This window comes from Vogesella fluminis (assembly GCF_014652335.1).
GTDB classification, from domain to species: Bacteria; Pseudomonadota; Gammaproteobacteria; order Burkholderiales; family Chromobacteriaceae; genus Vogesella; species Vogesella fluminis.
In genome coordinates this window covers 1-26,542 of record NZ_BMYP01000003.1, presented here as the reverse complement: position 1 = coordinate 26,542, position 26,542 = coordinate 1, and the positions used below count along the sequence as shown (strand labels likewise).

Annotated in this window: 21 protein-coding genes, 1 pseudogene and 1 riboswitch; of the genes and pseudogenes, 14 read left to right on the top strand and 8 right to left on the bottom strand. The window is 64.7% G+C overall.

Features of this window, described 5'->3' with window-relative positions; translation table 11 throughout:
* Nucleotides 1–202 precede the first annotated feature (202 nt).
* Nucleotides 203–1,099, bottom strand: a complete 897-nt coding sequence (locus IE083_RS01600; protein WP_189351893.1) for a LysR family transcriptional regulator — start codon at nucleotides 1,097–1,099, stop codon at nucleotides 203–205.
* Nucleotides 1,100–1,214: 115 nt separating this feature from the next.
* Here IE083_RS01600 and IE083_RS01595 point away from each other — a divergent pair, with 115 nt between their 5' ends.
* The 3 genes from IE083_RS01595 (at nucleotide 1,215) to IE083_RS01585 (ending at nucleotide 5,119) form a co-directional block, all read left to right on the top strand.
* Nucleotides 1,215–1,859 carry an NAD(P)-dependent oxidoreductase gene (locus IE083_RS01595; protein WP_189351892.1) on the top strand — a complete coding sequence of 215 codons (645 nt, stop codon included), beginning with the start codon at nucleotides 1,215–1,217 and terminating at the stop codon, nucleotides 1,857–1,859.
* Between the two features lie 181 nt (nucleotides 1,860–2,040).
* Nucleotides 2,041–2,130, top strand: a riboswitch (glycine riboswitch).
* 248 nt (nucleotides 2,131–2,378) lie between these two features.
* Nucleotides 2,379–3,632, top strand: a complete 1,254-nt coding sequence (gene glyA / locus IE083_RS01590; RefSeq protein WP_189351891.1) for a serine hydroxymethyltransferase — start codon at nucleotides 2,379–2,381, stop codon at nucleotides 3,630–3,632.
* Between the two features lie 86 nt (nucleotides 3,633–3,718).
* Nucleotides 3,719–5,119 (top strand): L-serine ammonia-lyase, encoded by a 1,401-nt coding sequence (locus tag IE083_RS01585; protein ID WP_189351890.1) that lies wholly within the window; start codon nucleotides 3,719–3,721, stop codon nucleotides 5,117–5,119.
* A gap of 169 nt (nucleotides 5,120–5,288) precedes the next feature.
* On the opposite strand, the gene argS is transcribed toward IE083_RS01585, so the two are convergent.
* From argS to IE083_RS01565, 4 genes are all read right to left on the bottom strand, one after another.
* Entirely contained in the window at nucleotides 5,289–7,007 is a 1,719-nt protein-coding gene (gene argS / locus IE083_RS01580) for an arginine--tRNA ligase (RefSeq protein WP_189351889.1), read from the bottom strand.
* Nucleotides 7,008–7,140: 133 nt separating this feature from the next.
* The gene (gene trhP / locus IE083_RS01575) at nucleotides 7,141–8,490 is read right to left on the bottom strand and encodes a prephenate-dependent tRNA uridine(34) hydroxylase TrhP (RefSeq protein WP_189351888.1); all 1,350 of its coding nucleotides are present in this window, start codon (nucleotides 8,488–8,490) and stop codon (nucleotides 7,141–7,143) included.
* A gap of 19 nt (nucleotides 8,491–8,509) precedes the next feature.
* On the bottom strand, nucleotides 8,510–8,929 hold the full coding sequence (locus tag IE083_RS01570; RefSeq protein WP_189351887.1) for a hypothetical protein: 420 nt from the start codon (nucleotides 8,927–8,929) through the stop codon (nucleotides 8,510–8,512).
* Between the two features lie 157 nt (nucleotides 8,930–9,086).
* A complete protein-coding gene (locus IE083_RS01565) occupies nucleotides 9,087–9,302 on the bottom strand; it encodes a hypothetical protein (RefSeq protein ID WP_189351886.1) in 216 nt (71 codons plus the stop codon).
* 237 nt (nucleotides 9,303–9,539) lie between these two features.
* Here IE083_RS01565 and fliW point away from each other — a divergent pair, with 237 nt between their 5' ends.
* Nucleotides 9,540–9,980, top strand: coding sequence for a flagellar assembly protein FliW (gene fliW, locus IE083_RS01560; RefSeq protein WP_189351885.1), 441 nt, complete (start codon nucleotides 9,540–9,542; stop codon nucleotides 9,978–9,980).
* Nucleotides 9,981–10,109: 129 nt separating this feature from the next.
* Here the strand turns inward: fliW and typA are convergent, their stop codons facing one another.
* Nucleotides 10,110–11,927, bottom strand: coding sequence for a translational GTPase TypA (gene typA / locus IE083_RS01555; protein ID WP_189351884.1), 1,818 nt, complete (start codon nucleotides 11,925–11,927; stop codon nucleotides 10,110–10,112).
* A 116-nt stretch (nucleotides 11,928–12,043) separates the two neighbouring features.
* On the opposite strand from typA, the gene IE083_RS01550 reads away from it, so the two are divergent.
* Nucleotides 12,044–12,907, top strand: coding sequence for a hypothetical protein (locus tag IE083_RS01550; RefSeq protein WP_189351883.1), 864 nt, complete (start codon nucleotides 12,044–12,046; stop codon nucleotides 12,905–12,907).
* A 103-nt stretch (nucleotides 12,908–13,010) separates the two neighbouring features.
* Here IE083_RS01550 and IE083_RS01545 read toward each other — a convergent pair whose 3' ends face one another.
* Nucleotides 13,011–14,003, bottom strand: coding sequence for an NAD(P)H-quinone oxidoreductase (locus IE083_RS01545; RefSeq protein ID WP_229799540.1), 993 nt, complete (start codon nucleotides 14,001–14,003; stop codon nucleotides 13,011–13,013).
* 48 nt (nucleotides 14,004–14,051) lie between these two features.
* Between IE083_RS01545 and IE083_RS01540 the strand changes: the two genes are divergently transcribed.
* From IE083_RS01540 to IE083_RS01500, 9 genes and pseudogenes are all read left to right on the top strand, one after another.
* Nucleotides 14,052–16,475, top strand: a complete 2,424-nt coding sequence (locus IE083_RS01540; RefSeq protein ID WP_189351882.1) for a heavy metal translocating P-type ATPase — start codon at nucleotides 14,052–14,054, stop codon at nucleotides 16,473–16,475.
* Nucleotides 16,475–16,687 (top strand): cbb3-type cytochrome oxidase assembly protein CcoS, encoded by a 213-nt coding sequence (gene ccoS / locus IE083_RS01535; RefSeq protein WP_189351968.1) that lies wholly within the window; start codon nucleotides 16,475–16,477, stop codon nucleotides 16,685–16,687. The genes IE083_RS01540 and ccoS overlap by 1 nt, the downstream gene beginning before the upstream one ends.
* A gap of 350 nt (nucleotides 16,688–17,037) precedes the next feature.
* Nucleotides 17,038–18,408, top strand: a complete 1,371-nt coding sequence (gene trkA, locus IE083_RS01530) for a Trk system potassium transporter TrkA (RefSeq protein WP_189351881.1) — start codon at nucleotides 17,038–17,040, stop codon at nucleotides 18,406–18,408.
* A complete protein-coding gene (gene gloA2, locus IE083_RS01525) occupies nucleotides 18,408–18,800 on the top strand; it encodes an SMU1112c/YaeR family gloxylase I-like metalloprotein (protein WP_189351880.1) in 393 nt (130 codons plus the stop codon). The genes trkA and gloA2 overlap by 1 nt, the downstream gene beginning before the upstream one ends.
* Nucleotides 18,801–20,255 (top strand): TrkH family potassium uptake protein, encoded by a 1,455-nt coding sequence (locus IE083_RS01520; RefSeq protein WP_189351879.1) that lies wholly within the window; start codon nucleotides 18,801–18,803, stop codon nucleotides 20,253–20,255.
* 2 nt (nucleotides 20,256–20,257) lie between these two features.
* Nucleotides 20,258–22,096 (top strand): lytic transglycosylase domain-containing protein, encoded by a 1,839-nt coding sequence (locus IE083_RS01515; RefSeq protein WP_229799539.1) that lies wholly within the window; start codon nucleotides 20,258–20,260, stop codon nucleotides 22,094–22,096.
* 24 nt (nucleotides 22,097–22,120) lie between these two features.
* Nucleotides 22,121–23,071, top strand: a complete 951-nt coding sequence (locus tag IE083_RS01510) for a complex I NDUFA9 subunit family protein (protein ID WP_189351877.1) — start codon at nucleotides 22,121–22,123, stop codon at nucleotides 23,069–23,071.
* Nucleotides 23,068–24,357, top strand: a complete 1,290-nt coding sequence (locus IE083_RS01505; protein ID WP_189351876.1) for a tRNA nucleotidyltransferase/poly(A) polymerase-related protein — start codon at nucleotides 23,068–23,070, stop codon at nucleotides 24,355–24,357. Before IE083_RS01510 ends, IE083_RS01505 begins: the two co-directional genes overlap by 4 nt.
* A gap of 252 nt (nucleotides 24,358–24,609) precedes the next feature.
* Nucleotides 24,610–24,876, top strand: a pseudogene (locus IE083_RS01500) (IS21 family transposase); the annotation flags it as partial.
* Between the two features lie 38 nt (nucleotides 24,877–24,914).
* Here IE083_RS01500 and IE083_RS01495 read toward each other — a convergent pair.
* A protein-coding gene (locus IE083_RS01495) for an IS3 family transposase (RefSeq protein WP_189351875.1) occupies nucleotides 24,915–26,467 on the bottom strand; the annotation gives its coding sequence in 2 pieces (ribosomal slippage) (nucleotides 24,915–26,005 and nucleotides 26,005–26,467; 1,554 coding nt in all).
* Between the last annotated feature and the right edge of the window lie 75 nt (nucleotides 26,468–26,542).

The following is a 26,542-nucleotide window of genomic DNA, read 5'->3' as shown; positions in this document are numbered from 1 at the left end:
TGAGTTCCCCACTGAAATTTTGTTAGTTATGGTGCGGCATAGTACTACCAAGCACGCCCATGGTTATTTGTTTATACCCACAAAGCCATTACATGGCATTTTGTTACGAGTGGAATTTTGTATTCTGCGTACAATATTCACTTTGCAGCATTTATATACAACAATAAAAGCAAAATACAGCAACAAATCACCCTTGCAAATGTCAAAAATGACGTTCACCGCCCAAGGTCGCCTGCAATGCCGACATGGCATGTCGCACTTTTGCAGGCTGCCCCTCGCGCCGCGGGGTCACCATCCACAACGGCAACTCCGGCAGGCTCCATTCGCCCAGCACCGGCTGCAGCAGACCGGCAGCCAGCTCCCTGCGCACTTCCGGCTCCGGTTGCAAGGACAGGCCCAGACCTTCCAGCACGAAGGCACGCGCCGACAGGATATTGTTGCTGCTGATGCGTGGCGGCATCGACAAATCCACCGTTTCCGTACCGCGCGTCAACTGCAGGCGGCTCAGGCTTTCATGCGACGCCACCCCGACCCAGTCATGCTGCAGCAGTTCGGCCGGCGTCTGCGGCAGACCATGTTTTGTAACATAGACCGGTGACGCGCAAATGACAAAACGCCAGTCGGCCAGATGGCGCGCCACCAGCGACGAATCCTTCAGCTTGCCGGCCCGGATCGCAAGATCAATCTGCAACTCCAGCAGGTCCACCATCTCGTCGTGAAAGAATAATCGCAGGCTGAGGCCGGGGTTGGCCTCAAGCAAGGGCGCCAGTGCGCTGCTGAGCACGCCGCCGGCGAGGCCGCTGGGCGCGGAGATGCGCAGCTCGCCCACCGGCGCGTCGCGCAGCGCCGACAGCTGCTGCTCCGCCTGTCGTGCCGCCGCCAGCATCGCGGCACAGCCCTGATAGAACAGCTGCCCGGCTTCGGTCAGCGTCAGCTTGCGCGTAGTGCGCTGCAGCAGGGTGACGCCGTGGCGCTGCTCCAGCCGCCGCAGATGCTGGCTGACTGCCGACGGCGTGATGCCGAGGCTCTGCGCCGCCGCGTTCATCGAGCCTTTCTCGATCACCCGGGCAAACACCGCTATGCTGCGCAATTCGTCCATATTCATTATTTCAAATTAACAATCAATCAATTTTACGACGGATTATCAGAATGTAAATCGGCAATTACACTGCCCTCATCAATCACCGCCCGTCAGCGGGCAGCAAGGAGCACTCATGAAAATCGCACTGATCGGCGCCAGCGGCTTTGTCGGCTCGGCCATCCTGAAAGAACTGCTGTCGCGCCATGTCGCCGTCACCGCCATCGCCAGCCGTCCGGAGCGCATCGCTGCTGCGGCCAACCTTGAGGTGGTGGCTGCCGATGCCTACGACGCCGACGCGGTGGCCCGTGCCGTCGCCGGCCACGACGTGGTGATCAGCGCCTTCAACCCCGGCTGGGACAAGGCCGACATCCGCGAACTGTTCCTCGCCGGCCACCAGGCCATCGTCGCCGGGGTCAAGGCCGCCGGCGTGCCGCGCTTCATCGAGATCGGCGGCGCCGGCAGCCTGTTCGTCGCCCCCGGCGTGCAGCTGATCGACACCCCGCACTTCCCGGCGGAATACAAGGAAGGCGCCGAGGGCGCACGCCAGGCGCTGAACCTGCTGCTACAGGAAACGCAGCTGGACTGGGTGTTCGTGTCGCCGCCGGCGCTGCTGGCGCCGGGCGCGCGCAGCGGCCAGTACCGTCTCGGCGGCAACGAGCTGCTGATGGCGGGCGAGGCGCCGGCCGGCATCAGCGACGCCGACCTCGCCGTGGCGGTGGTGGACGAGGCGCTGCAGCCGCAACACCATCGCCAGCGCTTTACCGTCGCCAGCGTCTGATTCACGCCGCGACCGCGCACCTTATATAGGTGTGCGGTTTTGCAGTGCAAACCCTGGCGAATGCCCGATCTGACTGGATCGGCGCGTTTGCGGCAGGGTTTTTTGCTGCAACAGCACATTGAATACTGTCGTCGGCGCGTTGACAGCCGCGCGCCGCTTCACTAGATTGCGACCAGCCAATCAAGCCGCTGCAGGAGAGACTGTCATTCGCTGACAGCGCCGAAGGGGAATCGCCCCGGAAACTCTCAGGCAAAAGAACTGCAGCGACGTCTGGCACTCTGGAGAGTAGATCAGCCGCAAGGCCGGATCTCGCCGAAGGAAGCATGGCCCGGTGGGTACACCGTGCGCCGCAATCTCTCAGGCAAAGGGACAGAGGGGCATCGTCCGGCAGACGCCGGGCGGGCGCCATTGTCCTTTACGCCGCACATCCATGCGTCAACGCCCTGCCCGACCCTGCCGCCACCACCAGCGCGGTTGCGGCCAACCTTTGCCGTTCGCGCCAAGAAAAAGGAATGCACGATGTTTACCAAAGAGATGGAGATTGCCGGTTTCGACGACGCACTGTGGGCCGCGATGCAGGCCGAGGCGCAACGCCAGGAAGACCACATCGAGCTGATCGCCTCCGAGAACTACACCAGCCCGCGCGTGATGCAGGCGCAGGGCAGCCAGCTGACCAACAAGTACGCCGAGGGCTACCCCGGCAAACGCTACTACGGCGGCTGCGAGCACGTCGATGTCGCCGAGCAACTGGCCATCGACCGCGCCAAACAGCTGTTCGGCGCCGACTACGCCAACGTGCAGCCGCACTCCGGCAGTCAGGCCAACGCCGCGGTGTACATGGCCCTGCTGCAACCGGGCGACACCGTGCTGGGCATGAGCCTGGCGCACGGCGGCCACCTCACCCACGGCGCCAAGGTCAACTTCTCCGGCAAGATCTACAACGCGGTGCAGTACGGCATCAACGTGGAGACCGGCGAGATCGACTACGACGAAGTGCAGCGTCTGGCCACAGAACACCAGCCAAAGATGCTGGTTGCCGGCTTCTCCGCCTACTCGCTGATCGTGGACTGGAAGCGCATGCGCGAGATCGCCGACAGCGTCGGCGCGTATTTCTTTGTCGACATGGCGCACGTCGCCGGCCTGGTGGCCGCCGGCCTGTACCCGAACCCGGTGCCACACGCGCACGTGGTCACCACCACCACCCACAAGACGCTGCGCGGCCCGCGCGGCGGCCTGATCCTCGCTGCATCCAACCCGGAGCTGGAAAAGAAACTGCAGTCGCTGGTCTTCCCCGGCATCCAGGGCGGCCCGCTGATGCACGTCATCGCCGCCAAGGCGGTGGCATTCCAGGAGGCGCTGCAGCCGGAATTCGTTGATTACCAGAAGCAGGTGCTGGCCAACGCCCGCGCCATGGTGGCGGTGTTCCAGGACCGTGGCTACAGCATCGTGTCCGGCAAGACCGACGACCACCTGTTCCTGCTGAGCCTGATCGACAAGGGCCTCACCGGCAAGGCCGCCGACGCCGCGCTCGGCGCAGCCTGCATCACTGTCAACAAGAACGCGGTACCGAACGACCCGCAAAGCCCGTTCGTCACCAGCGGCATCCGCATCGGCAGCCCGGCCATCACCAGCCGCGGCTTCAAGGAAGCGGAGGCCGGCCAGGTGGCGCACTGGGTGTGCGACATCCTCGACGACATCGACAACGCCGATGTCGCCGCCCGCGTGAAACGCCAGGTGGCGGAGCTGTGCGCCGCCTTCCCGGTTTACCGCTAAGCAGCAGCGGGCGCCATCATGCCGATGGCGCCCGACTATAGTTAAAACAGGCCCTGCCCCGCAGGCACCACATCAAGAGAAGCAACATGGCAATCAGTGTTTTTGATTTGTTCAAGATCGGCATCGGCCCCTCCAGCTCCCACACCGTCGGCCCGATGCGCGCGGCACGGCAATTCGTCGCCCGGCTGGAAAAGGACGGCCTGTTGACGCAGACCGCCAGCGTCAAATCCGAAATGTTCGGTTCTCTCGGTGCCACCGGCAAAGGCCACGGCAGCGATGTGGCGGTGCTGCTCGGGCTGCAGGGCGAACACCCGGATCTGGTCGATACCGACGCCGTCGACGGCATGCTGGCCGCCATCCGCAACAACAAACGCATTGCGCTGTTGGGTATGCACGAGATCGACTTCATCGAGTCCGAACACCTGATCCTGCACAAGCGCAAGGCGCTGCCCTATCACCCTAACGGCATGATTTTCGAGGCGTTTGCCGCCGACGGCAGCAGCCTGTCCAAGCGCGCCTACTACTCGGTCGGTGGCGGCTTCGTGGTCGACGAGGCGGCAATCGACGCCGGCTTCGTGCCGCCCGGTGTCACCGAGCTGAAGCACCCGTTCAAGAGCGGCGCCGAGCTGCTGGCGCTGTGCCAGCGCCACGGCAAGAGCATCAGCCAGATCATGCTGGAGAACGAGCTGGCGTGGCGCAGCGAGGAAGAAGTACGCGCCGGCCTGCTGGGCATCTGGCACGTGATGCAGGCCTGCGTGAAGCGCGGCTGCGAGCGTGAAGGCATCCTGCCCGGCGGCATGAAGGTCAAGCGCCGCGCCGCCGACATGCACCGCAAGCTGCTGTCGGCGCCGGAAGCCGCACTGCGCGACCCGCTGACGGTGCTGGACTGGGTCAACCTGTACGCACTGGCGGTGAACGAGGAAAACGCCGCCGGCGGCCGCGTGGTGACCGCGCCGACCAACGGCGCCGCCGGCATCATCCCGGCGGTACTGCACTACTACGCGCGCTTCATCCCCGGCGCCAGCGATGACGGCATCGTGCGCTTCCTGCTCACCGCCGGCGCCATCGGCATCCTGTTCAAGCTCAACGCCTCCATCTCCGGCGCCGAAGTCGGCTGCCAGGGCGAAGTCGGCTCCGCCTGTTCGATGGCGGCCGGCGGCCTGGCCGAAGTGCTGGGTGGCACGCCGGAGCAGGTGGAAAACGCCGCCGAGATCGGCATGGAACACAATCTGGGGCTGACCTGCGATCCGGTCGGTGGCCTGGTGCAGGTGCCGTGCATCGAGCGCAACGCGATGGCGTCGATCAAGGCCATCAACGCGGCGCGCATGGCGCTGCGCGGCGACGGCCAGCACTTCGTGTCGCTGGACCGCGTGATCAAGACCATGCGCGACACCGGCCGCGACATGAGCACCAAGTACAAGGAAACCGCGCGCGGCGGCCTGGCGATCAACGTGATCGAGGTACCGGTCAACATCGTCGAGTGCTGAGCCAGCCTGTCACAGAATCTGCGGCCAACCTTGCGCAAGGTTGGCCGCAACGCCAGGGTCGGTTGACACTTGTTTTATCGCAACGGCCGGTCTTGCCCGGATGCAGCGCGCGAAAAACGGCCCGCTGCAGCACGACCGGCCTTGCGGCCAACCTTGCCGATACGGTGCGCTACATCACTTCCAGTGCCGTGATGCCGAGCAGGCCGAGGCCTGTTTTCAGCGTCTTGCCGGTCAGCGCCGCCAGCTGCAGACGGCTGTGGCGCACCTCGCCCTCGCTCTTCAGGATCGGGCAGGCTTCGTAGAAGCGCGAGAACAGCGTCGCCACGCTGTACAGGTAGCTGCACAGGTGGTGCGGCTGGCTGCCGTCGGCCACGGTTTTCAGCACATCCTCGAACTGGGTCAGCGCCACCGCCAGCTGCTTCTCTGCCGCTTCGCCGATGACGATGGCGGCCGCCGGATTGTAGTCCTCGGCCTTGCGCAGCACGCTCTGCACGCGGGTGTAGGCGTACTGCAGGTAAGGCGCGGTATTGCCCTCGAAGCTGAGCATCGCGTCCCAGTCGAAGATGTAGTCGGTGTTGCGGCTCTTGGACAGGTCGGCGTACTTCAGGGCGCCGATGCCGACCGCCTCGGCGATCTGGCGGCGTTCGCTTTCCGCCATCTCCGGACTCTTGTCCGACACCAGCGCGTAGGCGCGTTCGATGGCCTCGTCCAGCAGGTCGACCAGCTTCACGCTGTCGCCGGAGCGGGTCTTCAGCGGCTTGCCGTCCGGACCCATGATGGTGCCGTGGCCGATGTGCTCGAACTGCGCATCGGCGCGCAGGAAGCCGGCCTTGCGCGCAGTGGTGAACAGCTGCTGGAAGTGCAGGCTCTGACGCGAATCGACCACGTACAGGCAGCGATCCAGCCCCAGCTGGCGGGTACGGAAGCGGATCGCACCCAGATCGGTGGTGGCGTACAGGTAACCACCGCCCTGCTTCTGCACGATGTAGGCCGCCGGCTCGCCTTCCTTGTTCTTGAACTCGTCGAGGAACACCACCTGCGCGCCCTGGCTCTCGGTCAGCAGGCCCTGCTGGCGCAGCTCTTCCACCAGCACCGGCAGGTCGTCGTTGTAGAAGCTCTCGCCGCGCACGTCGTCGTCGGTCAGCAGCAGGCCCAGCTTGCGGTAGATGGCGTTGCAGTGCGCCAGCGACAGCTTGACGAACTGCTGCCACAGCGCCAGCACCTCGGCGTCGCCCGACTGCAGGCGCACCACGTAGTCGCGCGCCAGGTCGGCGAAGGCCGGGTCTTCGTCGAAGCGTTTTTTGGAGTGCTTGTAGAACACGTCCAGGTCCTTCAGCTCCAGCTCGGCCTCGCCCGCGGCGCGCGATTCCACCATGTGCGCCACCAGCATGCCGAACTGGGTACCCCAGTCGCCGACGTGGTTCTGGCGAATGACGTCATGACCGATAAAGCTGTTCACCCGCACCAGCGCGTCGCCGATGATGCCGCCACGCAGGTGGCCGATGTGCATTTCCTTGGCCAGGTTGACCGACGAATACTCGACCATCACCTTTTGCGGCGCCGCCTTGGCGATGCCCAGCGCGTCGTCGTGCAGCGCCGTCTGCAGGCGCGCGGCGACAAAGGCCGGGTCGAGGTGGATGTTGATGAAGCCGGGGCCGGCGATCTCGATCTTGCTGGCGATACCGGCCAGGTCCAGCTTGGCCACCACCTGCTCCGCCAGCGTGCGCGGGTTGGTCTTCAGCGCCTTGGCCGCGCCCATCACGCCGTTGGCCTGATAGTCGCCGAATTCCGGCTTGGAGGCGGTCTGGATCGCAGCATTGGCGCCCTCGACGCCGACGGCGGCCAGCGCGGCCACCACACGGTCATTGATCAGTTGCTGAATGGTCATATCGGTCCTGAAAAATCAAAGGCCGGACGCAAGGGGCGCCCGGCCGGGATGCAATGCACAAATTGTACGGGCTAACCGTGGCTGCGGCCAACCTTTGCACCACAAAGGTTGGCCGCAACGGCGGGGATACGGCTCAGAACAGGCGCGCCAGCAGCGCCCTCTCCATGCCGGCCATGCCGGGGATTTTCACCTTCACGCCGTTGCCCGGCGCCACGCTGGCGGCTTCGCCGTTGCGGGTCATCGCGGTGAGTTCCACGGTGCGGTTGCCGCTCGGGTGGATGATTTCCACGCGGTCGCCGACGGCGAAGCGGTTTTTCACATCGATCAGCGCCCAGCCGTCGGCGTCCACTTCCATCACGTCACCGACGTACTGGCTCTGCTTGGCAATGGAATGGCCGGACAGGTAGTTCTGGTGTTCCTGCGTCTGGTGGCGTTCGAGGAAGCCCGGGGTGTAGCCGCGGTTGGCCAGGCCTTCCAGCTCGGCCAGCAGGCTGTAGTCGAACGGACGACCAGCCACGGCGTCGTCGATGGCGCGGCGGTAGGTCTGCGCGGTGCGCGCCACATAGTACAGGCTCTTGGTGCGGCCTTCGATCTTCAGCGAATCGACGCCGATCTTGACCAGCTTCTCCACCTGCTCCACCGCGCGCAGGTCCTTGGAGTTCATGATGTAGGTGCCGTGCTCATCCTCGATGATCGGCATCAGCTCGCCGGGGCGGTTGGCTTCTTCGATCAAATAGGTCTTGTCGGCCAGCGGGTGGCGCTGCTGGCTACCGCAGGACGAGAAACTCTGGTTGGCTTCTTCCAGCGCCTTGCCAAAGTCGAAGTCGATCTTCTGCGGCTTCACGTCACCGGCGTCGTCGCCCTGGGTGTCGTGCACCTTGTAGTCCCAGCGGCAGGCGTTGGTACAGGTGCCCTGGTTCGGGTCGCGGTGGTTGAAGTAGCCGGACAGCAGGCAGCGGCCGGAGTAGGCAATGCACAGCGCGCCGTGCACGAACACTTCCAGCTCCATGTCCGGGCACTGCTGGCGGATCTCGGCGATTTCGTCGAGGGACAGCTCGCGCGACAGGATGATGCGCTCCACGCCCATCTTCTGCCAGAACTTCACCCCCATGTAGTTGGTGGTATTGGCCTGCACCGACAGGTGGATGGGCACATGCGGCCAACGTTCGCGCACCATCATGATCAGGCCGGGGTCGGCCATGATCAGCGCGTCCGGCTTCATCTCGATCACCGGCTCCATGTCCGACATATAGGTCTTGATCTTGCTGTTGTGCGGCAGGATATTGCTGGCCACGAACAGCTTCTTGCCGCGGGCGTGCGCCTCCTCGATGCCGGTGCGCAGCTCTTCCAGCTTGAAGTCGTTGTTGCGTGCGCGCAGGGAATAGCGCGGCTGGCCGGCGTACACCGCATCGGCACCAAAATCGTAGGCGGCACGCATTTTGTCCAGCGTGCCGGCAGGCAGTAACAGCTCGGGAGCTTTCATCGGGGGCTTCTTCAGTGGTTCAGTGCAACAGACAGGACATCGGTAGCGGGGCGAGGTCAGGCTCGACAAAAGCACGACGCGCGATGTCGCCGTTGAGTTTATGTTCGGAATAATGCTGCCGCAACAATGCCGGCAGGCCATCAAGCAGGTCAGGGTTGGCCGCAACGAAATCCTGCCAGCTATCCAGGCACTCCGGCATGGTGTCGAGACGATCGTAGACCAGCGTCAGGCTGGCCATGGTCAGCGTGTGGTGATACTGATCCGCCGCACCTTGCGCCATCGCATAACGTGACAAGGCCCGTGCGCAGCGGGCTGCCGCCTCGCGCGCCGGATAAAACTGACGGTATGACCATGCCGCCAGCAAGTGGGTACGATGATTGAACTCGGCCACTGGCAGGGTATTGCTTTCCAGCTGCAGCAGAAACGCCTGTGCATCCATGTCTGATTATCCCGGAGTCAAGCCAAAGCAAAAGGCTCCGTCGCGGAGCCTTTTGATGAATGTTTTGTTGCGCTGCGATTATGCGCGCCGCGCCGCACAGCGTCAAGCCGGCCACACAACACAACAGCGACATCAAGTTACTGTTTTTGTAGCATTTTTAGCGCTTTCCGCTGCGCATCAGCGCCAGAAGGCCCAGCATCTGGCCGGCCACGCCCAGCACCATCAGCACGATGGACAGCAGCAGCAGCGGCACACTGCCGGCCGCCGCTTGCTGCAGCGCAGAAGCCAGCACGAACAGCAGGCTGCCGATGATCATGCAGCCGATGGCCAGCGGCCGCCGCGCGCACAAGTAACGAAACAGTTGTTGCAACATCGGGATTACGCTCCGGTTGAGAGGGGCTGCCGGAAGCGGCGAGACCGCTCATTGCATTGCCCGTTGCGATTCATGCAGGTGAGCCATCCGGCACACCCCGATTGCAAGCAGCACTGCAGGGTATCGGCCGGCCGGGCCACTGGCAACTGCCGCACCCGATACAACTGACATTTGTCAGCCAACAATACCCGCGGCTATTGCATAATGCCGGTTCACGATGTCATGAGGAGACGCACCATGCTGTTCAATTCCAGCCTGCTCGGCCAGGTCGAAGTCGATGAAAACACCATCATCACTTTCGAGGCCGGCCTGCCCGCCTTCGAGAACTGCACCCGCTTCAAGCTGTTCCATGAGGCCGACAGCGACAGCCCCAACGTATTCTGGATGCAGTCGCTGGACAACCCCGACGTGCTGTTCAGCGTGACCGACCCGCAGAAACTCGGCATCCGCTACGAGATCGAGCTGAGCGAGAACGAGGTCGCGGCGCTGGCGCTGAGCCGTCAGGAGGACGCCGCCATCCTGCTGACCATCTACCGCGAGCCACCGAGCGACGAAGCCAACCCGGCGCTGTCGCAGCTGCGCGCCAATGTCCGCAACCCGCTGATCATCAATCTGGCGACACAGAAAGCGCTGCAGAAAACCGGCCTTGCCTGCGACATCGTGTTCCACAACCGCTGAGCCGGATCGCCGGCACAGGGCAAGGTTGGCCGCAAGCCTTGCGGCCAACCTTGCCACAGCAAAACCGCCCGCCAGACCTGGTCTGACGGGCGGTTTTGCCGGAAACCGTTGCCGGCTCCGGCCTGCCGATTAGTTGGCGGCAGCCTTGTTCATGCGGCGACGATCGGATTCGTTCAGGAAACGCTTGCGAATACGGATCGACTTCGGCGTGATTTCCACCAGTTCGTCGTCGTCGATGAATTCCACGGCCGATTCCAGAGTCATCTTGATCGGGGTGGTCAGGCGCACGGCTTCGTCGGTACCGGAGGCACGCACGTTGGTCAGCTGCTTGCCCTTGACCGGGTTTACCACCAGGTCGTTGTCGCGGCTGTGGATACCGATGATCATGCCTTCGTACAGCTTGTCGCCCGGGGATACGAACATGCGGCCGCGGTCTTCCAGCTTCCACAGTGCGTAGGCCACGGCGTCGCCGTTTTCCTGCGAGATCAGCACGCCGTTGTGACGACCTGGCATGTCCGGTTTCACCGGTGCGTAGTCGTCAAACACGTGGCTCATCAGGCCGGTACCGCGGGTCATGGTCATGAAGTCGGACTGGAAGCCGATCAGGCCACGTGCCGGAATATGGTATTCCAGACGGGTACGGCCCATGCCGTCCGATTCCATATTGGTCAGTTCGCCACGGCGACGACCGATTTCTTCCATCACGCCGCCTTGGTGGTTGTCTTCCAGGTCGATGGTCAGGTTTTCGTACGGCTCGCACTTCTCGCCGTTGATGTCCTTGTAAACCACGCGTGGCTTGGCCACGGCGATTTCAAAGCCTTCACGACGCATGGTTTCCAGCAGGATGGTCAGGTGCAGTTCACCACGACCGGAAACGCGGAACACGTCGGAGTCTTCGGTGTCTTCGACACGCAGTGCCACGTTGGTCAGCAGCTCTTTGGTCAGACGATCGCGGATCTGGCGCGAAGTCACGAACTTGCCTTCGGTACCGGCCAGTGGCGAGGAGTTGACCATAAAGTCCATGGTCAGGGTCGGCTCGTCCACACCCAGCACCGGCAGGCCTACCGGCTGGTCCTTGTCGCAGATGGTCACGCCGATACCGATGTCTTCGATACCGGAGATGATGATGATGTCGCCCGCTTCGGCGCTTTCAACCGGTACACGTTCCAGACCGCGATAGCCCAGTACCTGGTTGATACGACCGGCAGCAACCTGGTCTTCGTGGTTCATGACTACCACTTGCTGGCCCGGCTTGATGCGGCCGTTCAGCACGCGACCGATACCCATGCGGCCGGTGTAGGTCGAGTAGTCCAGTGCGGAGATCTGGAACTGCAGCGGGGCGTCGGCATCGCCGGCCGGAGTCGGTACGTGCTTGAGCACGGTCTCGAACAGCGGGCGCATGTTGTCGGAGACTTCTTCCAGTTCCAGCTTGGCAAAGCCGTTCAGGCCGGAAGCGTAGATCACCGGGAAGTCCATCTGTTCGTCGTTGGCGCCCAGCTTGTCGAACAGGTCGAAAGTCTGGTCTACCACCCAGTCCGGACGTGCGCCCGGACGGTCTACCTTGTTGATCACCACGATAGGACGCAGGCCCAGGGCCAGTGCCTTCTTGGTCACGAAACGGGTTTGCGGCATCGGGCCTTCAACGGCATCCACCAGCAGCAGTACGCCATCCACCATGCCCAGAACGCGCTCTACTTCGCCGCCGAAGTCGGCGTGACCAGGGGTGTCAACGATGTTGATGTGCACACCTTCGTACTCGACGGCGGTGTTTTTGGACAGAATGGTAATGCCACGCTCTTTTTCAAGATCGTTGGAGTCCATTACACGTTCGTCAACTTGCTGGTTTTCACGGAAAGTACCGGATTGACGCAGCAACTGGTCAACCAGCGTGGTTTTGCCGTGGTCAACGTGGGCGATAATGGCGATGTTACGAATTTGTCGGGTCATGGGAACACGTAGTTTTAAAAAGTCGCGCGAATCATAGCACAAACAAGGTTACAGTTCACCGCTTGGGGTGGCTTTATTTCGGTACACTTGCGGCGTTTCATCAAGAGGGCAACACAATGTACGACTGGAATGCGCTTTGGCACACTCATGCCGGCAAACAGCAGCGTTTTGCGAGTGGGACGCTGGACATCAACCAGATGGCCCGGGAGTTGGGCGCCAGCCTGTATCGTGCCGCACGCGACCCGCACGACATCGCCGTCTACGACCACGGCGACCACTACAGCCTGCTGCGCCACGACCAGGGCCTGCAGCTGCTGCGCCTGGAAAAACGCGTCCTGTTCGACATTGCCATCCGCCTGGTCACCGCCGACGAGGGCCAGCCGCTGGCCCTGCCCTATCTGGAGGTGCTGGTCGACAACCTCGCCACCGGCGAGGCCGGCAGCTGGCGTGCCGAGGTCCGCTGCAGCGAGGATGGCGAGCTGCTGGCCAACGACGCCCTGCTGCAGCACGAGCAGCCGCCTGCGATGGACTGGCCGGAGTTGAGCTTCGCCGACGACGCCCGCTTCGCCGCCGCGCTACGCGACAGCTGGCAGGAAGCCGCCGACGCCGTCACCCTCGACGCCGCCGCCTGGTTCAACGCCGAAGCGCTGGAGCAGCACGCGGCCGAGCCGCCGCTGGACGCGCGCATCCAGCAGATGTGCGAGCGCTACGCCGAGATCGTCCGCCGCGAACAGGCGCTGCTGTCGCGCCAGTTCAGCGACGAGGAGTTGCTGCTGATCGCCGAAGTATTGCGCGGCGTGACCTTCGAATCCGCCGAATCCTGCCGCGGCCTGTGGCTGGCGGTGGAAAACCGGCTATTGCAGGACGAACTGGACCGCAAGCACGGCGTCGATGGCGCCGCGCTGCTGCGCCAGCTGCAACAGCTGAGCTACACCCAGGAAGTGGCGCTGATCGAGGCGCTGGCGCCGACACAGGACTGAGCAAAAAAAACGGGGCAATCCGTCCAAAGATTGCCCCCACCCCTATCCATTCAGCAGAAAGTGAACACCGTTTGCTGATGCACTGCATCATAGGGGCGCCAGATTACGCTGCCGTGACAGGGAATAGCGTCAGCACCACCTTGCCGAGATTGCGGTTGTCGGCCAGATACTGGTGCGCCTCGGCCACCGCTGCCAGCGGATAGCTGCTGTCCAGCGTCACGCAGGCGCGACCGGACTGCAGCGCCGGCAGCACCTGCGTTTCCAGCGCCTGCGCCAGCTGGGCGCGCCGCGCCAGCGGCTGGGTGCGCAGGGTCGAGCCCTGCACCCGCAAGCGCTTCATCAGTAGCTGCGCCAGATTGATCTCGCTCTTGCTGCCGCCCAGCACCCCGATCAGCAGCAGCCGGCCGTCGGCACGCAGGCTGGCCAGATTGTCGGCAAACAGCGCCGCCCCCACCGGATCGAGGATCACGTCGACACCGCCGGCGGCCTTGAGGTTGGCCGCAAAGCCTGGCTGCCGGCTATCAATGGTCAGCATCGCGCCCAGCGACTGGCAGTAGCAGCGTTTCTCCTCGCTGCCGGCGCTGGCCACCACCTCGGCGCCGAGCAGGCCGGCCAGCTGGATCGCCGCCGCGCCGACACCGCTGGCGCCGGCGTGGATCAGCGCCCGTTCGCCCTCCTGCAGCTCGGCCAGCTCGACCAGGTTCAGCCACGCCGTCATCCACGCCTCCGGCAGGCTGGCGGCCTCGACCCAGCTCAGCCAGTCCGGCTTCGGAATCGCCACCGCGCTGTCCAGCAGCGCGTATTCGGCATAGCCCCCGCCCGCCACCAGCCCGAACACGGCATCGCCCTGCTGAAAGCGCGACGGGCCGTTGACGGCATCGACAATGCCGGCCACCTCCAGCCCCAGCAGCGGCGACGCGCCCGGCGGCGGCGGATAATGCCCTTCGCGCTGCACCAGATCCGCCCGGTTCACCCCGGCGGCCAACACCCTGACCCGCAGCTGGCCCGGCTGCGGCTGCGGTTTTTCGATCAACGCCAGTTCCAGCGTTTCCACCCCGCCCGGGGCCTGTTGAATCACGGCCTGCATAGACATCATCGACCCTCCGCAAGCTAAGCATGTGCACTTGCATTACAATAGCACGCCATGAGCGCACCCTGTTTCCACTGCGGGCTTCCCGTCCCCGCCGATGCCGACTACCCCGTCCGTTACCGCCAACTCCACCAGCAAACCTGCTGCGCCGGCTGCCAGGCCGTGGCGCAGACCATCATCGACGCCGGGCTGGACGATTACTACCAGCACCGCACCGAAGGCGGCCGCCAGGCCGAGGCGTTGCCGGCCGAGCTGCTGCAACAGATGCAGCTGTACGACAACGACGAACTGCAGAAAAGCTTCGTCCACCTCGAAAGCGGACAGGTCCGCGAAGCGGCGCTGATGCTGGAAGGCATTACCTGCGCCGCCTGCGTCTGGCTCAACGAGCAGCACCTGCGCCGCCTGCCCGGCGTGCTGACGGTGGACATCAACTACGCGACCCACCGCGCCCGCGTACGCTGGGACAACAGCCGGCTGCAGCTGTCCGCCATCCTGGAAGCCATCGCCGCCATCGGCTACCGCGCCCATCCCTACGACGCCTCGCGCCAGGAAGCACTGCACCAGAAGGAGCGCAAGCAGGCACTGAACCGGCTGTGGGTCGCCGGGCTGTCGATGATGCAGGTGATGATGTACGCGGTGCCGGTGTACATGGCGCCGGACGGCGAGATCGAGGCGCAATACCTGTGGCTGCTGCACTGGGCCAGCTTCGTGCTGACCGTGCCGGTGGTGATCTACTCCGCCACTCCGTTCTATCGCGCCACCTGGCGCGACCTGAAGACACGCCGCGCCGGCATGGACACCCCGGTCACCATCGGCATACTCACCGCCTTCTTCGCCAGCTTCTGGGCGCTGATCAACCGCATCGAACACGGCATCTACTTCGACTCGGTGTCGATGTTCGTGTTCCTGCTGCTGGGCGGGCGCTACCTGGAAGGCGTGGCACGACGCAAGACCGGCGAGGCCACCGAGCGGCTGGTCAAGCTGCTGCCGGCCTTCGCCCACCGCCTGGACAACTGGCCGGCCTCGCGCGACAGCAGCGAGGTGGCTGCGGCCAACCTTGCGCTGGGCGACCTGCTGCTGGTCAAGCCCGGCGAGACCATTCCCGCCGACGGCATCATCCGCGACGGCCAGTCCAGCATCGACGAGTCGCTGCTCAGCGGCGAGAGCCTGCCGGTCGCGCGCCGCATCGGCGAGGAAGTAGTCGCCGGCAGCGTCAACAGCGCCAGCCCGCTGGTGATCGAGGTCAACCGCATCGGCCAGGGCACCCGGCTGGCCGGCATCGTGCGGCTGCTGGACCAGGCGCTGGCGGAAAAACCGCGCCTGGCGCTGCTGGCCGACCGCTTCGCCAGCGTGTTTGTCGCCGCGCTGCTGCTGGTGGCGCTGGCCACCTTCGCCGGCTGGTACTGGTACGAGCCGGCGCGCGTGCTGTGGATCACCGTCGCGGTGCTGGTGATCTCCTGCCCCTGCGCGCTGTCGCTGGCGACACCGGCGGCGCTCACCGCCGCCACCGGCCACCTGGCACAGCTGGGCGTGCTCACCGCCCGCGGCCATGCACTGGAAACACTGAGCAAAATCAGCGACGTGGTGTTTGACAAGACCGGCACCCTCACCCACGGCCGCATGCAGCTATTGCAACTACAGACCTTCGGCTCGCTCGACAACGGCGCCGCGCTGGCGCTGGCGGCGGCGATCGAATCCGGCTCCGAGCACCCGATCGCACGGGCACTGCTGGCCGCCAACGCGGCGCCGCTGCCGGCGCTGGGCGACGTAGTCAACACCCCCGGCCAGGGCATCAGCGCCCGCCTGCGGGACACCGTCTGGCGCCTGGGGCGGCCGGAGTTCGTCAGCAGCCGCGCGCCAGCCATTCCGGATAACTGGCCGGCGGCGGCAACCTGCATCGCGCTGGGCCACGACGACGAGATCGTCGCCCTGTTCGCCATCGGCGACCAGCCGCGCGCCGAGGCCGCCGCCGTGGTGCAGCAGCTGCAGCGCCGCGGCCTGACCCTGCACCTGCTGTCCGGCGACGCCGCGCCTGCGGTCGAACACCTTGCGGCCAACCTTGGTCTGGATCACGCGCGCGCCGCGGCCACGCCGGAAGACAAACTGGCCTACGTCAGCCAGCTGCAGCTGCAGGGCCGCCGCGTGCTGATGATAGGCGACGGCGTCAACGACGCGCCGGTGCTGGCGCGCGCCGACGTGTCGCTGGCGATGGGCGGCGGTACCGATGTCGCCCGCGCCAGCGGCGACCTGATCCTGATCCACGATGAGCTGGGTCGCCTGCCGGCGACGCTGGCGCTGGCGCAGCGCACCATGCACATCATCCGCCAGAACCTGTGGTGGGCGGCGCTGTATAATCTGCTGGCGCTGCCGCTGGCCATCGCCGGCTGGGTCACGCCGTGGCTGGCCAGCCTCGGCATGGCGCTCAGCTCCTTGCTGGTGGTGGGCAACGCCCTGCGTCTGATCAAACGGGATAAATGATGGAAAGCCTGTACTTACTGATACCGATGAGCATCGTGCTGGTGTTTTTCATCGGCGTGCTGTTCTGGTGGTCGACCCGCTCCGGCCAGTTCGACGATCTGGAAGGCCCGGCGCACCGCATCCTGATGGACGACGACACCAGCGACGACACCAGCGACGACACCAGCGACGACACCAGCGACGACGCCGGCACTCCGCCAGCCACGCGCTGAGCACGGCTACCGCAGCGCTATACCACAAAAAAAACGGGAGAGCGGCAAGCTCTCCCTCGAAAACCGTGCTGCCGCAGGGCACGCAAGCAGCACCAATGCAAAACCAGCACTCACTGGCCGTGGCGACAGCCGGACGGCCCTCCGCCACCGCCGGTATCTTGCCGTGCAGGCAGCCTGCCTTCCAATTAATTATCGCCAAGCCGGCGATTATGTTTTTCAATCACCCTGCCGCGGCACAAGGCGGCAGGCAGCCGCTAAAATGGCCGGCCCGCCGCGATGATGCCAATGGCGTCACCGCACCCTACCAACACAATGCCGTCGCGATCGCGGCCAGCAAGGACACGATACGGATGAGAATCCTGATTCTGGGAGGAGGACAAGTTGGTGCCAGTGTGGCGGAGAATCTGGTCAGCGAAGGCAACGATGTCACCATCGTCGATCAGGACAGCGACCTGCTGAAGCTGTTGCAGGACAAGCTGGATATCCGCACCGTACCGGGCAATGCCGCACATCCGTCGGTGCTGCAGGACGCCGGCATCGGCGAAGCCGAAATGCTGCTGGCACTGACGCGCAATGACGAAACCAATCTGGTTGCCTGCGCGCTGGCCGAGCAGCGCTACAACGTCCCCACCCGCATTGCCCGCCTGCGCGCTACCGGCTACGTGGATGGCGACATGCCGGTGATGCGCCAGTTCGGCGTCGAGCACGCCATCTGCCCGGAGCAGATCGTCACCGACAACCTGCTGCGCGTGCTGGCCTATCCGCGCGCGCTGCAGGTGCTGGACTTTGCCGGCGGCAAGGTGCAGCTGGTGGTGGCGCGCGCGGTGGCCGGCGGCAAGCTGCTGGGCAAGCCGCTGCGCCAGCTGCGCGAGGACATGCCGGAAGCCGATTGCCGCATCTGCGCCATCTACCGCAAGGACAAGCTGGTGCGCCCCGACGGCGACACCGTGATCGAGGCGGACGACGAGGTGTTCTTCATCGCCGCCCGCCCGGACGTGGCCGCCATGCTCAACGAACTGCGCGCCAGCGAGAAGCCGGTGCGCCGGGTGATGATCGCCGGCGGCGGCAATATCGGCTACCGGCTGGCCCGCATGCTGTCCGCCAAGTACGAGGTCAAGCTGATCGAGCACGGCAGCCAGCGCGCACGCTGGCTGGCGGAAAACCTGCCCAAGGCCCTGGTGCTGCACGGTGAAGCCACCGACGAGGGTCTGCTGGAAAGCGAAAACATCGACGAGATGGACGTGTTCTGCGCGCTGACCAACGACGACGAGGACAACCTGATGTCCACGCTGCTGGCCAAGCGCATGGGCGCGCGACGGGTGATCGCGCTGGTGAACCGCTCCAGCTATGTCGACCTGCTGGAAGGCAATCGCATCGACATCGTGATTTCGCCCTACCTGTCCACCATCGGCTCCATCCTCGCCCACCTGCGTCGCGGCGACGTGGTGGCCGCACAACCGGTACGCCGCGGTGCGGCGGAAGTGATGGAGGTGGTCATCCACGGCGACGGAAAAACCTCCAGCCTGGTTGGCTGCCGGCTGGACGCCATCGATTTGCCGGACGGTTGCAGCATCAGCGCGGTCATCCGCGGCCAGCAGGTGCTGATGGCGCATCACGACCTGCAACTGCAGGCGGAAGACCACGTGATCTTCTTTGTGCACGGCCGCCACAAGGTGCGGCAGATCGAAAAACTCACGCAAGTGAAACTGGGGTTCTTCTGATGGCCATTCGCGGCATCCACCACCTTGCCATCATCACCGCGGACTACCCGCGCGCCCGTGCCTTCTATACCGCCACGCTGGGTTTTGCCGTGCTGTCCGAGCACTACCGCCAGGCGCGCGAGTCGTGGAAGCTCAACCTGGCGCTGCCCGACGGCAGCCAGATCGAGCTGTTCAGCTTTCCCACCCCGCCGCCGCGGCCAAGCCGGCCGGAGGCCTGCGGCCTGCGCCACCTGGCCCTGCGCGTGGACAACCTGGACGAGGAAATCGCCCGCTTGCAGGCGGCCGGCGTCGAGTGCGAAGCGGTGCGGGTGGACGAATACACCGGCCAGCGCTTTACCTTTCTGGCCGATCCGGACGGCTTGCCGATTGAGCTTTACGAGCAGGTGGATTGAATGAGCAAGCTGCTGCCCATCCTGCACGTGCTGTCCAAGCTGATGCTGTTGTACTCGCTGCTGTTCGCCATCCCCTGCGCGGTGTCCTGGCTGTATGACGACGGCACTGCCATCGACTTTGCCTACTCAGCACTGGCCGGCGGCGCCTTCGGCAGCGTGCTGTGGCTGCTCACCCGTCGCTTCGAGCGCGAGCTGAAGCCACGCGACGGCTTTACCCTGGTCACCCTGCTGTGGCTGACCTTTGCCACCATGTCCGCCGTGCCGCTGCTGCTCTACATCCCGGGCATGAGCTTCACCAATGCCTTTTTCGAGGCCATGTCCGGGCTGACCACCACCGGCGCCACGCTGATTCCCGGCCTGGACCGGCTGCCGCCGGCCATCAATTTCTGGCGCCACTTCCTGAACTGGGTCGGCGGCATGGGTATCATCGTGCTGGCGGTGGCTATCCTGCCGATGCTGGGCATCGGCGGCATGCAGCTGTACAAGGCGGAAACGCCCGGCCCGATGAAGGACAGCAAGCTGGCGCCGCGCATCGCCCAGACTGCGGCCAACCTGTGGTACGTGTACGCCGGGCTGACCGCCGCCTGCGCACTGAGCCTGTGGCTGGCCGGCATGAACGGGCTGGACGCCGTCTGCCACGCGTTTGCGGCCTTGTCGCTGGGCGGCTTCTCCACCCATGATGCCAGCGTCGGCTATTTCAACTCGGTAGCGATCGAGGTCATCCTGTCCGGCTTCATGGTGCTGGCGGCGCTGAACTTTGCCACCCACTTCCTGGCGTGGCGCAGCCGCAGCCTGAAGAGCTATCTGCACGATACCGAGGCCCGCCATATCGTCGCCCTGCTGGCCGGCAGCATCCTGGTGCTCAGCCTGTGGCTGTGGTGGCTGGGCATCTACAGCCTGCCGGCCGCGCTGCGCCATGTTTCCTTCAACCTGATATCCATCGCCACCGATTCCGGCTTTGCCAGCACCGACTACGCGCAGTGGCCGATCCTGGTGCCGCTGTGGATGCTGTTCCTGTCCTGCCTGACCGCCAGCTCCGGCTCCACCGGCGGCGGCATCAAGATGATCCGCACCCTGATCCTGACCCGGCAGGGCTATCGCGAGATGAGCACCCTGCTGCACCCGCGCGCGGTGCTGCCGCTGATGCTGGGCGGACGGACCATTCCGGACAGCGTGGCCTTTTCCGTGCTCGGCTTCATCTTCGTGTACTTCATCAGCGTGGTGCTGCTGACCTTTACCCTGATTGCCAGCGGCCTGGATTTCATCTCGTCCTTCACCGCCATCGTGGCCTGCATCAACAACGCCGGCCCCGGCCTGGGACAGGTGGGACCTGCCAGCAATTATTCCGGTCTAAGTGATTTTCAGACCTGGGTCTGCACCTTTGCCATGTTGCTGGGCCGTCTGGAGATCTTCACCATCCTGATCCTGTTTACCCCAACCTTCTGGCGAAAATGACCATGCGACACCCCCTGACCCTGCTGGCTTTCGCCCTGCTGCCCTGCTTTGCCCACGCCGTCAGCGACAGCACGCTGCAGGCCGCGCGCGAAGCCTTCCGCAACAACGACAGCGCCCGGCTGGCCAGCCTCGGCGACGGCAGCGGCGACCGCGATCCGCTCGCCGCGTGGCCCGGCTACTGGCAGGCGCGACTGGCGCTCGACAACGGCGACGACAACCCGAGCCGCGCCTTCATCAGCAACGGCGGCAACGCCTTCCTGCGCGAGCGGCTGCTCAACGACTGGGTACAGTCGCTGGGCAAGCGCGGCGACTGGGACGGCATCCTGCGCGTGGCGCCGGCACTGGGCAGCGAGGCGCGCGACGCCGACAGCGGCTGCTGGCTGGACGTCGCCACCCTCAACCGCCGCCAGACCGTGGCCAGCGCACCGGAGCTGTGGCAGAACGTGCGCCTGTCCGACGGCTGCGCGCGACTGGTGGAAGAACAGGCAACCCGCGGCATCCTGCCCCCGGCACAGACCGAGGCACGCATGCGCCTGCTGCTGGCCGGCAACTATCTGACCGTGGCACGACGGCTGGCGGCTGCGGCCAACCTTGGCGAGCGCTTCTTCACCCCCGGCGGTGCCGAACAGCAGGTGCAGCAGCTGCTGACCCTCGGCAAGAACAACCCGGTAGCGGCGCTGGAACGGGCCGCCGCCAGCGAGGCGATGTTCAGCAAGGCGCAAAGCGGCTTCCTCTACGGCCAGCTGGCACTGCGCAGCGCGCAGCGGCTGAACATGCCGCAGGCACTGGACGCCTTTGAGCGCGCCGACCCGCAGCAGCTGACTGAAGAGCAATGGGAATGGTGGCTGCGCGTCGCGCTGCGCCAGCAGGACTGGGCGCGGCTGGAGCAGCTGAGCCGCCGCCTGCCGGAAGAACTGGCCGGCAAGGGCGCCTGGCAGTACTGGCGCGCGCGCAGCCTGCAGGCGCTGGGCCGCGGCAACGAAGCCACGCCGCTCTTGATCAGGATCAGCTTCGAGCATAACTACTACGGCCTGCTGGCCAAGGAAGAACTGGGCACCACGCTGGAAGCGCCGCTCAGCCGCAGCCCGACCCCACCGGCCCTGCAGCGCCAGCTGCTGGCCGATCCCGACATCCAGCACGCGCTGGCGCTGTTCGAGCTGTCGCTGCGCAACAACAAGCCGGAATGGCGCGAAGACGGCCGCCGCGTGTGGCGCTGGGCGCTGCGCGGTCGCAACGACGAGCAGCTGCTGGCCGCCGCCGAGATCGCGCTGGAGCGCCACCTCTACGACATGGCGATCTACGCCGCTGAACGCACCGTGCGTACCCATGATTTCAGCCTGCGCTTCCTGACCCCGTACCGCGACACCACCCGCCGCTACGCCAGCCAGCTGGAAATCGACGAGGCCTGGGTCTACGGCTTGATCCGCCAGGAGAGTCGCTTCCTCAACGTCGCCCGCTCCGGCGTCGGCGCCAGCGGCCTGATGCAGCTGATGCCGGCAACCGCGAAATGGGTGGCCGGCAAGATGGGGCTGCCGAGCTACCAGGTCAACGACGTGGACACCAACATCCGCCTCGGCACCTGGTACCTGCGCCACGTGCTGGACAACCTGTCCAGCCACCCGGTACTGGCCACCGCCGCCTACAACGCCGGCCCAGGCCGCGCCCGCGGCTGGCAGGCGGCGATGCCGCTGGAAGGCGCCATTTACGCGGAAACCATTCCGTTTAGCGAGACCCGCGACTATGTTCAGAAGGTGATGGCCAATGCGGTCTATTACGCCGGCGCGTTCCGCCAGCCCGGCAACACGCTGAAATCGCGGCTGGGCACCATCCCGGCACGCTGACCAAGGCTCCGAAAGGACAAGAACATGCACCAATTCAACAGAATCGCCGTGATCGGCGGCACCGGCTTTGTCGGCAGCTACGTGGCCGAAGAGCTGACCCGCTACGGTGCGCAGCTGAGCATCGCCACCCGCCGCCGCGAGCGGCACAAGGGCCTGCTGCTGCACCTGCCGGGCGCGGACCTGATCGAGACCAACGTCCACGACGCCGCACAGCTGGAGCAATTCCTCACCGGCCACGACGCGGTGGTCAGCATGGTCGGCATCCTGCACGGCTCGCGCAGCGACTTCGAGAAGGCGCACGTGCAGCTGGTTGGCAAGATCATCGCCGCCTGCCAGAAGCTGGGCATCCGCCGCGTCGTCCACATCAGCGCGCTGGGCGCCGGCGAGACCGCCCCCAGCGACTACCAGCAGACCAAGGGCAAGGCCGAGCGCCTGCTGCGCGATAGCGGCCTGGACGTCACCATCCTGCGCCCGTCGGTGATTTTCGGCGCCGGCGACAGCTTCCTGACCCTGTTTGCCCACCTGGCCGCCGTCGCGCCCTTCATCCCGCTGGCCGGCGCCGACACCCGCTTCGCGCCGGTGTGGGTGGAAGACGTCGCCCGCGCGGTGCGCGTGTGCCTGGAACAGGACGCCAGCATCGGCCAGACGCTGGAGCTGACCGGCCCCAACACCTACACCCTGCGCCAGCTGGTGGCCTATGCGGCCAACCTTGCCGGCCATCCGCGCACGCTGATCGCGCTGCCGGAGGGCCTCGCCATGCTGCAGGCGACGCTGATGGAACTGCTGCCGGGCACGCCGCCGCTGAGCCGCGACAACGTGCGCTCGCTGCGGGTCGATAACGTCAGCCAGCAGCCGTTCCCGGCACTGCTCGGCTTCAGCCCGGCGGCACTGGAGGCGGTGGCGCCGCTTTATCTGGGCGAGCGCGAGTTCAACCGCCAGCTCGACCGTTACCGCGCGCAGGCGGCCCGCCGATGAAGTGCTACATCGTCGGCGGCGCCGTGCGCGACCGCCTGCTGGGGCTGCCGGTGGCCGACCGCGACTGGGTGGTGGTCGGCGCCACGCCGGAGATGATGCAGGCGCGCGGCTTCCGCCCGGTGGGCAAGGACTTCCCGGTCTTCCTGCACCCGCAAACGCAGGAGGAGTACGCGCTGGCGCGCACCGAGCGCAAGAGCGGGCGCGGCTACCACGGCTTCGTGTTCCACACCTCGCCCGAGGTGACGCTGGAGGAAGACCTGATCCGCCGCGACCTCACCATCAACGCCATCGCCGAGGACGAACACGGCCAGCTGACCGACCCCTACGGCGGCCAGGCCGACCTGCAGGCGCGGCTGCTGCGCCACGTCAGCCCGGCCTTCGCCGAAGACCCGGTGCGCATCCTGCGCCTGGCGCGCTTTGCCGCGCGTTTCGACTTCGCCGTCGCCGAGGAGACCATGCAGCTGATGCGTGACATGGTGGCCGTCGGCGAGGCCGACGCGCTGGTGGCGGAACGGGTATGGCAGGAGCTGGCCAAGGGCCTGATGACGGCCAGGCCGTCGCGCATGTTCACCGTGCTGCGCGACTGCGGCGCGCTGGCACGGCTGCTACCGGAGCTGGACGCGCTGTTCGGCGTGCCGCAACGCGCCGACTATCACCCTTATACACCCCAATATGGCAACTACCAAAATGAAAACAATGAGTTAGATGGCGACATGCAACTATTTGACTCAACTAGTCCTCTTTCCGATTCCACCATTGCAGAGAGGGTTTGTTGGGTTCTAGATTACGCAGCTAAATGTGACTTCCCGCTGACTGCACGATTCGCTTTAATGTTGCTGAATGTCGGGTTCTGGGCTCCTAGGCCGGATAGCGACCATGTTGTTCCAAATACCAATTGGAAGAAGGTTAAGGAGGTTTCGGACCGTCTCAAGGTGCCCACCGAATGCCGAGACTTGGCGGTCCTAGCTTGCCGTTATCACCTAGAGGCTCATCTGTCGGTAGAACTGGATGCCCAACTCGTGGTCGAGCTACTGACCCACACCGATGCATTCCGCCGCCCCAAGCGGTTCCATGAATTCCTTCTTGTGTGCGAAGCTGATGCCCGTGCACACAGCGAACCGGGCAAACAGCAGTATCACCAAGCTACTTTGTTGCGCAATTGCCTAGCCGCATGTCAGCAAATTGATACTGCAGCTGTAGCTTCCGGGGCACTAGACAAGTCGCATATTCCAGCTGAAATTTTGGCAGCTCGAGTTCGTGCAGTTGCGGATGAGCTCTCCAAATAGCTTGTTGACCTGATTCTGAGTATTCCGGACCAACGTGACCGCTGATTCCGGAGGAACGTGACCGGTCTTTCCGGTCTATCGTGACCGCCCATTCCGGTCGAACGTGACCGATTTCGGCGCCTTCCGGAATCATCGGTCACGATACCGGAATCACCGGTCACGATGCCGGAACGGCATCGTACTGCACTGCATTGGTATTACGCATATCAGCAACCTGAACGGGTACGCTCCTCCCATTTGCACGGAGAGAGCATGCCCGCACCAAGGATCTCTATGCGTAAGATGAAAGATGTACTGCGGCTCAAACTCGACGCCAAGCTCTCTCACGAGCAGATCGCCAAGGTGTTGCAGCTCTCCAAGGGCGTCGTTACCAAGTATGTCGGTCTGGCCGCCGCTGCCGGACTCGACTGGCCCACCGTCCAGACCCTGGAGGAGGTCGAGCTGGAACGGCGACTTCTGGTCGCGCCTCAGAAACTGCGTGACCATGTCCAACCCGACTTCGCTCGGCTGCATCGAGAGCNCGGCGTTTGTCAACGTAGTTGTCGCGTAAACCGTTTTTAGGCTGCAAGCCTCAGCGGCATTTCTACCCGTTCTGGATTCAGTGCCACAGCACCGACCGGTTGCCAATTGCGCGTATTGCGAGACCAGCGCTCCGGACGGCATTCTCGGGTTCGCCGATACAGAGCATCCCGCTTCGCCAGGATTTCCCTGTCCTTACCGTCATGCCGCTCCGCCGGCGTCACGAAGCGAATTCGGCTATGCCGGTGCTCGTGGTTGTACCAGCGAATGAACTCCCTCACCCAGGCCCGTGCCGCCTCCAGATCGGCAAAGCCATCCTTCGGCCATTGCGGGCAGTACTTCAGCGTGCGAAACAGCGATTCCGAGTACGGATTGTCGTTGCTCACTCGGGGACGCCCGCGTGACGGTGTCACGCCCAGCTCGTACATCTTGCTCAGCATGGTTGCCGACTTCATCGGCGCACCGTTGTCCGAGTGCAGTACCAACGGCTGGTACAGGCATGATTCGCGCAGCACCGTCCGCTGCAACAGCGCAGCAGCCCGCGCGCCACACTCCTGCTCGTAGACTTCCCAACCGACCGCTTTGCGGCTGTAGACATCCTCGATCAGGTACAGGTAGTAATACTGGCCCCGCACCGGCGACGGCAGATACGTGATGTCCCACGACCACACTTGCCTGGACGCCGTCGCCACGTACGTGGTTGGCGGCTCACGTCGCTGCGGCGGCTGGCTACGCCCGCGTCGATGCTGCTGATCGGCCGCGCTCAGCACGCGGTAGAAGGTCGACTCCGATGCCAGGTAGAGGCCCTTGTCTGCCAGCCTCGGCACGATCTGGCTCGGCGGCAGGCTTGCATACTCCGGGCTGTTGCACAGCGCCAGGATGGCGTCCCGCTCGTCCTGACTCAGCGCATTGGCCGGCGTCGGCCGGTCCGCGCTGGGGCGGGCATCGGCCCGCACCGTGCCTTCCTGTGTCCAGCGCTGAATCGTCCGTAACGACAGATTCAACTCGGCGCAGGCAGCGGTTTGACTGGCGCCCGCCGCCACCGCTTCTTCAAACCAGGTGACGAATTGCTGCCTATCCGGCAACGAGGTCATTCTTCCTCGCTGTCGTCCCCCCAATAGGCATTCAGTTTTTTTCGCAGCACCAGTAGCGCGGCGGCCTCGGCCAGTGCCTTCTCTTTACGCTTGAGCTCACGTTCCAGCTCTTTGATCCGTTTCTTATCGGCCCGCGCCTGCGCCTGCTCGGCCAGTTTCTGTTCACGACTCGACTGCTGGCCGGCAATGCACGCTTGCTGCCAGGCTTTGACTTGTTCCGGATACAACCCCTTGCTGCGGCAGTATTCGCTCAGCTCGATCTCGGACAGCATCGCGGTCTCGACCACAACGGCGAACTTGGCTTCGGCTGGCCAGTCATCGGGTAACTTCTTGTCTCCTGGCACAGCGGCCCCTTCTGCTTTAGCTTGCTTGCGCCAATTGTACAGAGTCTGTTCCGAGATTCCCTCCAGCCGGGCCAGTTCCGCCACCGACAGGTTGAGCGGCGGCAACAGCTTCTTCAGCAACGCGGCCTTGCGCTCGGATGAGTAACGAGCCATTCCTTTCTTCTTTCCCGCCCCCGGACCATCAACTCACTCGATCAGAAGACACGACAACTATCCTGACACCGGGGG

Coding starts and splice junctions, on each gene's coding strand:
- IE083_RS01545 (WP_229799540.1), bottom strand. CDS start 14,003: ATGATGTCTATGCAGGCCGTGATTCAACAGGCCCCGGGCGGGGTGGAA.
- IE083_RS01565 (WP_189351886.1), bottom strand. CDS start 9,302: ATGTTGCAACAACTGTTTCGTTACTTGTGCGCGCGGCGGCCGCTGGCC.
- ccoS (WP_189351968.1), top strand. CDS start 16,475: ATGGAAAGCCTGTACTTACTGATACCGATGAGCATCGTGCTGGTGTTT.
- IE083_RS01505 (WP_189351876.1), top strand. CDS start 23,068: ATGAAGTGCTACATCGTCGGCGGCGCCGTGCGCGACCGCCTGCTGGGG.
- trkA (WP_189351881.1), top strand. CDS start 17,038: ATGAGAATCCTGATTCTGGGAGGAGGACAAGTTGGTGCCAGTGTGGCG.
- gloA2 (WP_189351880.1), top strand. CDS start 18,408: ATGGCCATTCGCGGCATCCACCACCTTGCCATCATCACCGCGGACTAC.
- IE083_RS01540 (WP_189351882.1), top strand. CDS start 14,052: ATGAGCGCACCCTGTTTCCACTGCGGGCTTCCCGTCCCCGCCGATGCC.
- argS (WP_189351889.1), bottom strand. CDS start 7,007: ATGACCATTCAGCAACTGATCAATGACCGTGTGGTGGCCGCGCTGGCC.
- fliW (WP_189351885.1), top strand. CDS start 9,540: ATGCTGTTCAATTCCAGCCTGCTCGGCCAGGTCGAAGTCGATGAAAAC.
- IE083_RS01570 (WP_189351887.1), bottom strand. CDS start 8,929: ATGGATGCACAGGCGTTTCTGCTGCAGCTGGAAAGCAATACCCTGCCA.
- IE083_RS01515 (WP_229799539.1), top strand. CDS start 20,258: ATGCGACACCCCCTGACCCTGCTGGCTTTCGCCCTGCTGCCCTGCTTT.
- IE083_RS01595 (WP_189351892.1), top strand. CDS start 1,215: ATGAAAATCGCACTGATCGGCGCCAGCGGCTTTGTCGGCTCGGCCATC.
- IE083_RS01510 (WP_189351877.1), top strand. CDS start 22,121: ATGCACCAATTCAACAGAATCGCCGTGATCGGCGGCACCGGCTTTGTC.
- IE083_RS01585 (WP_189351890.1), top strand. CDS start 3,719: ATGGCAATCAGTGTTTTTGATTTGTTCAAGATCGGCATCGGCCCCTCC.
- IE083_RS01550 (WP_189351883.1), top strand. CDS start 12,044: ATGTACGACTGGAATGCGCTTTGGCACACTCATGCCGGCAAACAGCAG.
- typA (WP_189351884.1), bottom strand. CDS start 11,927: ATGACCCGACAAATTCGTAACATCGCCATTATCGCCCACGTTGACCAC.
- IE083_RS01600 (WP_189351893.1), bottom strand. CDS start 1,099: ATGGACGAATTGCGCAGCATAGCGGTGTTTGCCCGGGTGATCGAGAAA.
- IE083_RS01520 (WP_189351879.1), top strand. CDS start 18,801: ATGAGCAAGCTGCTGCCCATCCTGCACGTGCTGTCCAAGCTGATGCTG.
- trhP (WP_189351888.1), bottom strand. CDS start 8,490: ATGAAAGCTCCCGAGCTGTTACTGCCTGCCGGCACGCTGGACAAAATG.
- glyA (WP_189351891.1), top strand. CDS start 2,379: ATGTTTACCAAAGAGATGGAGATTGCCGGTTTCGACGACGCACTGTGG.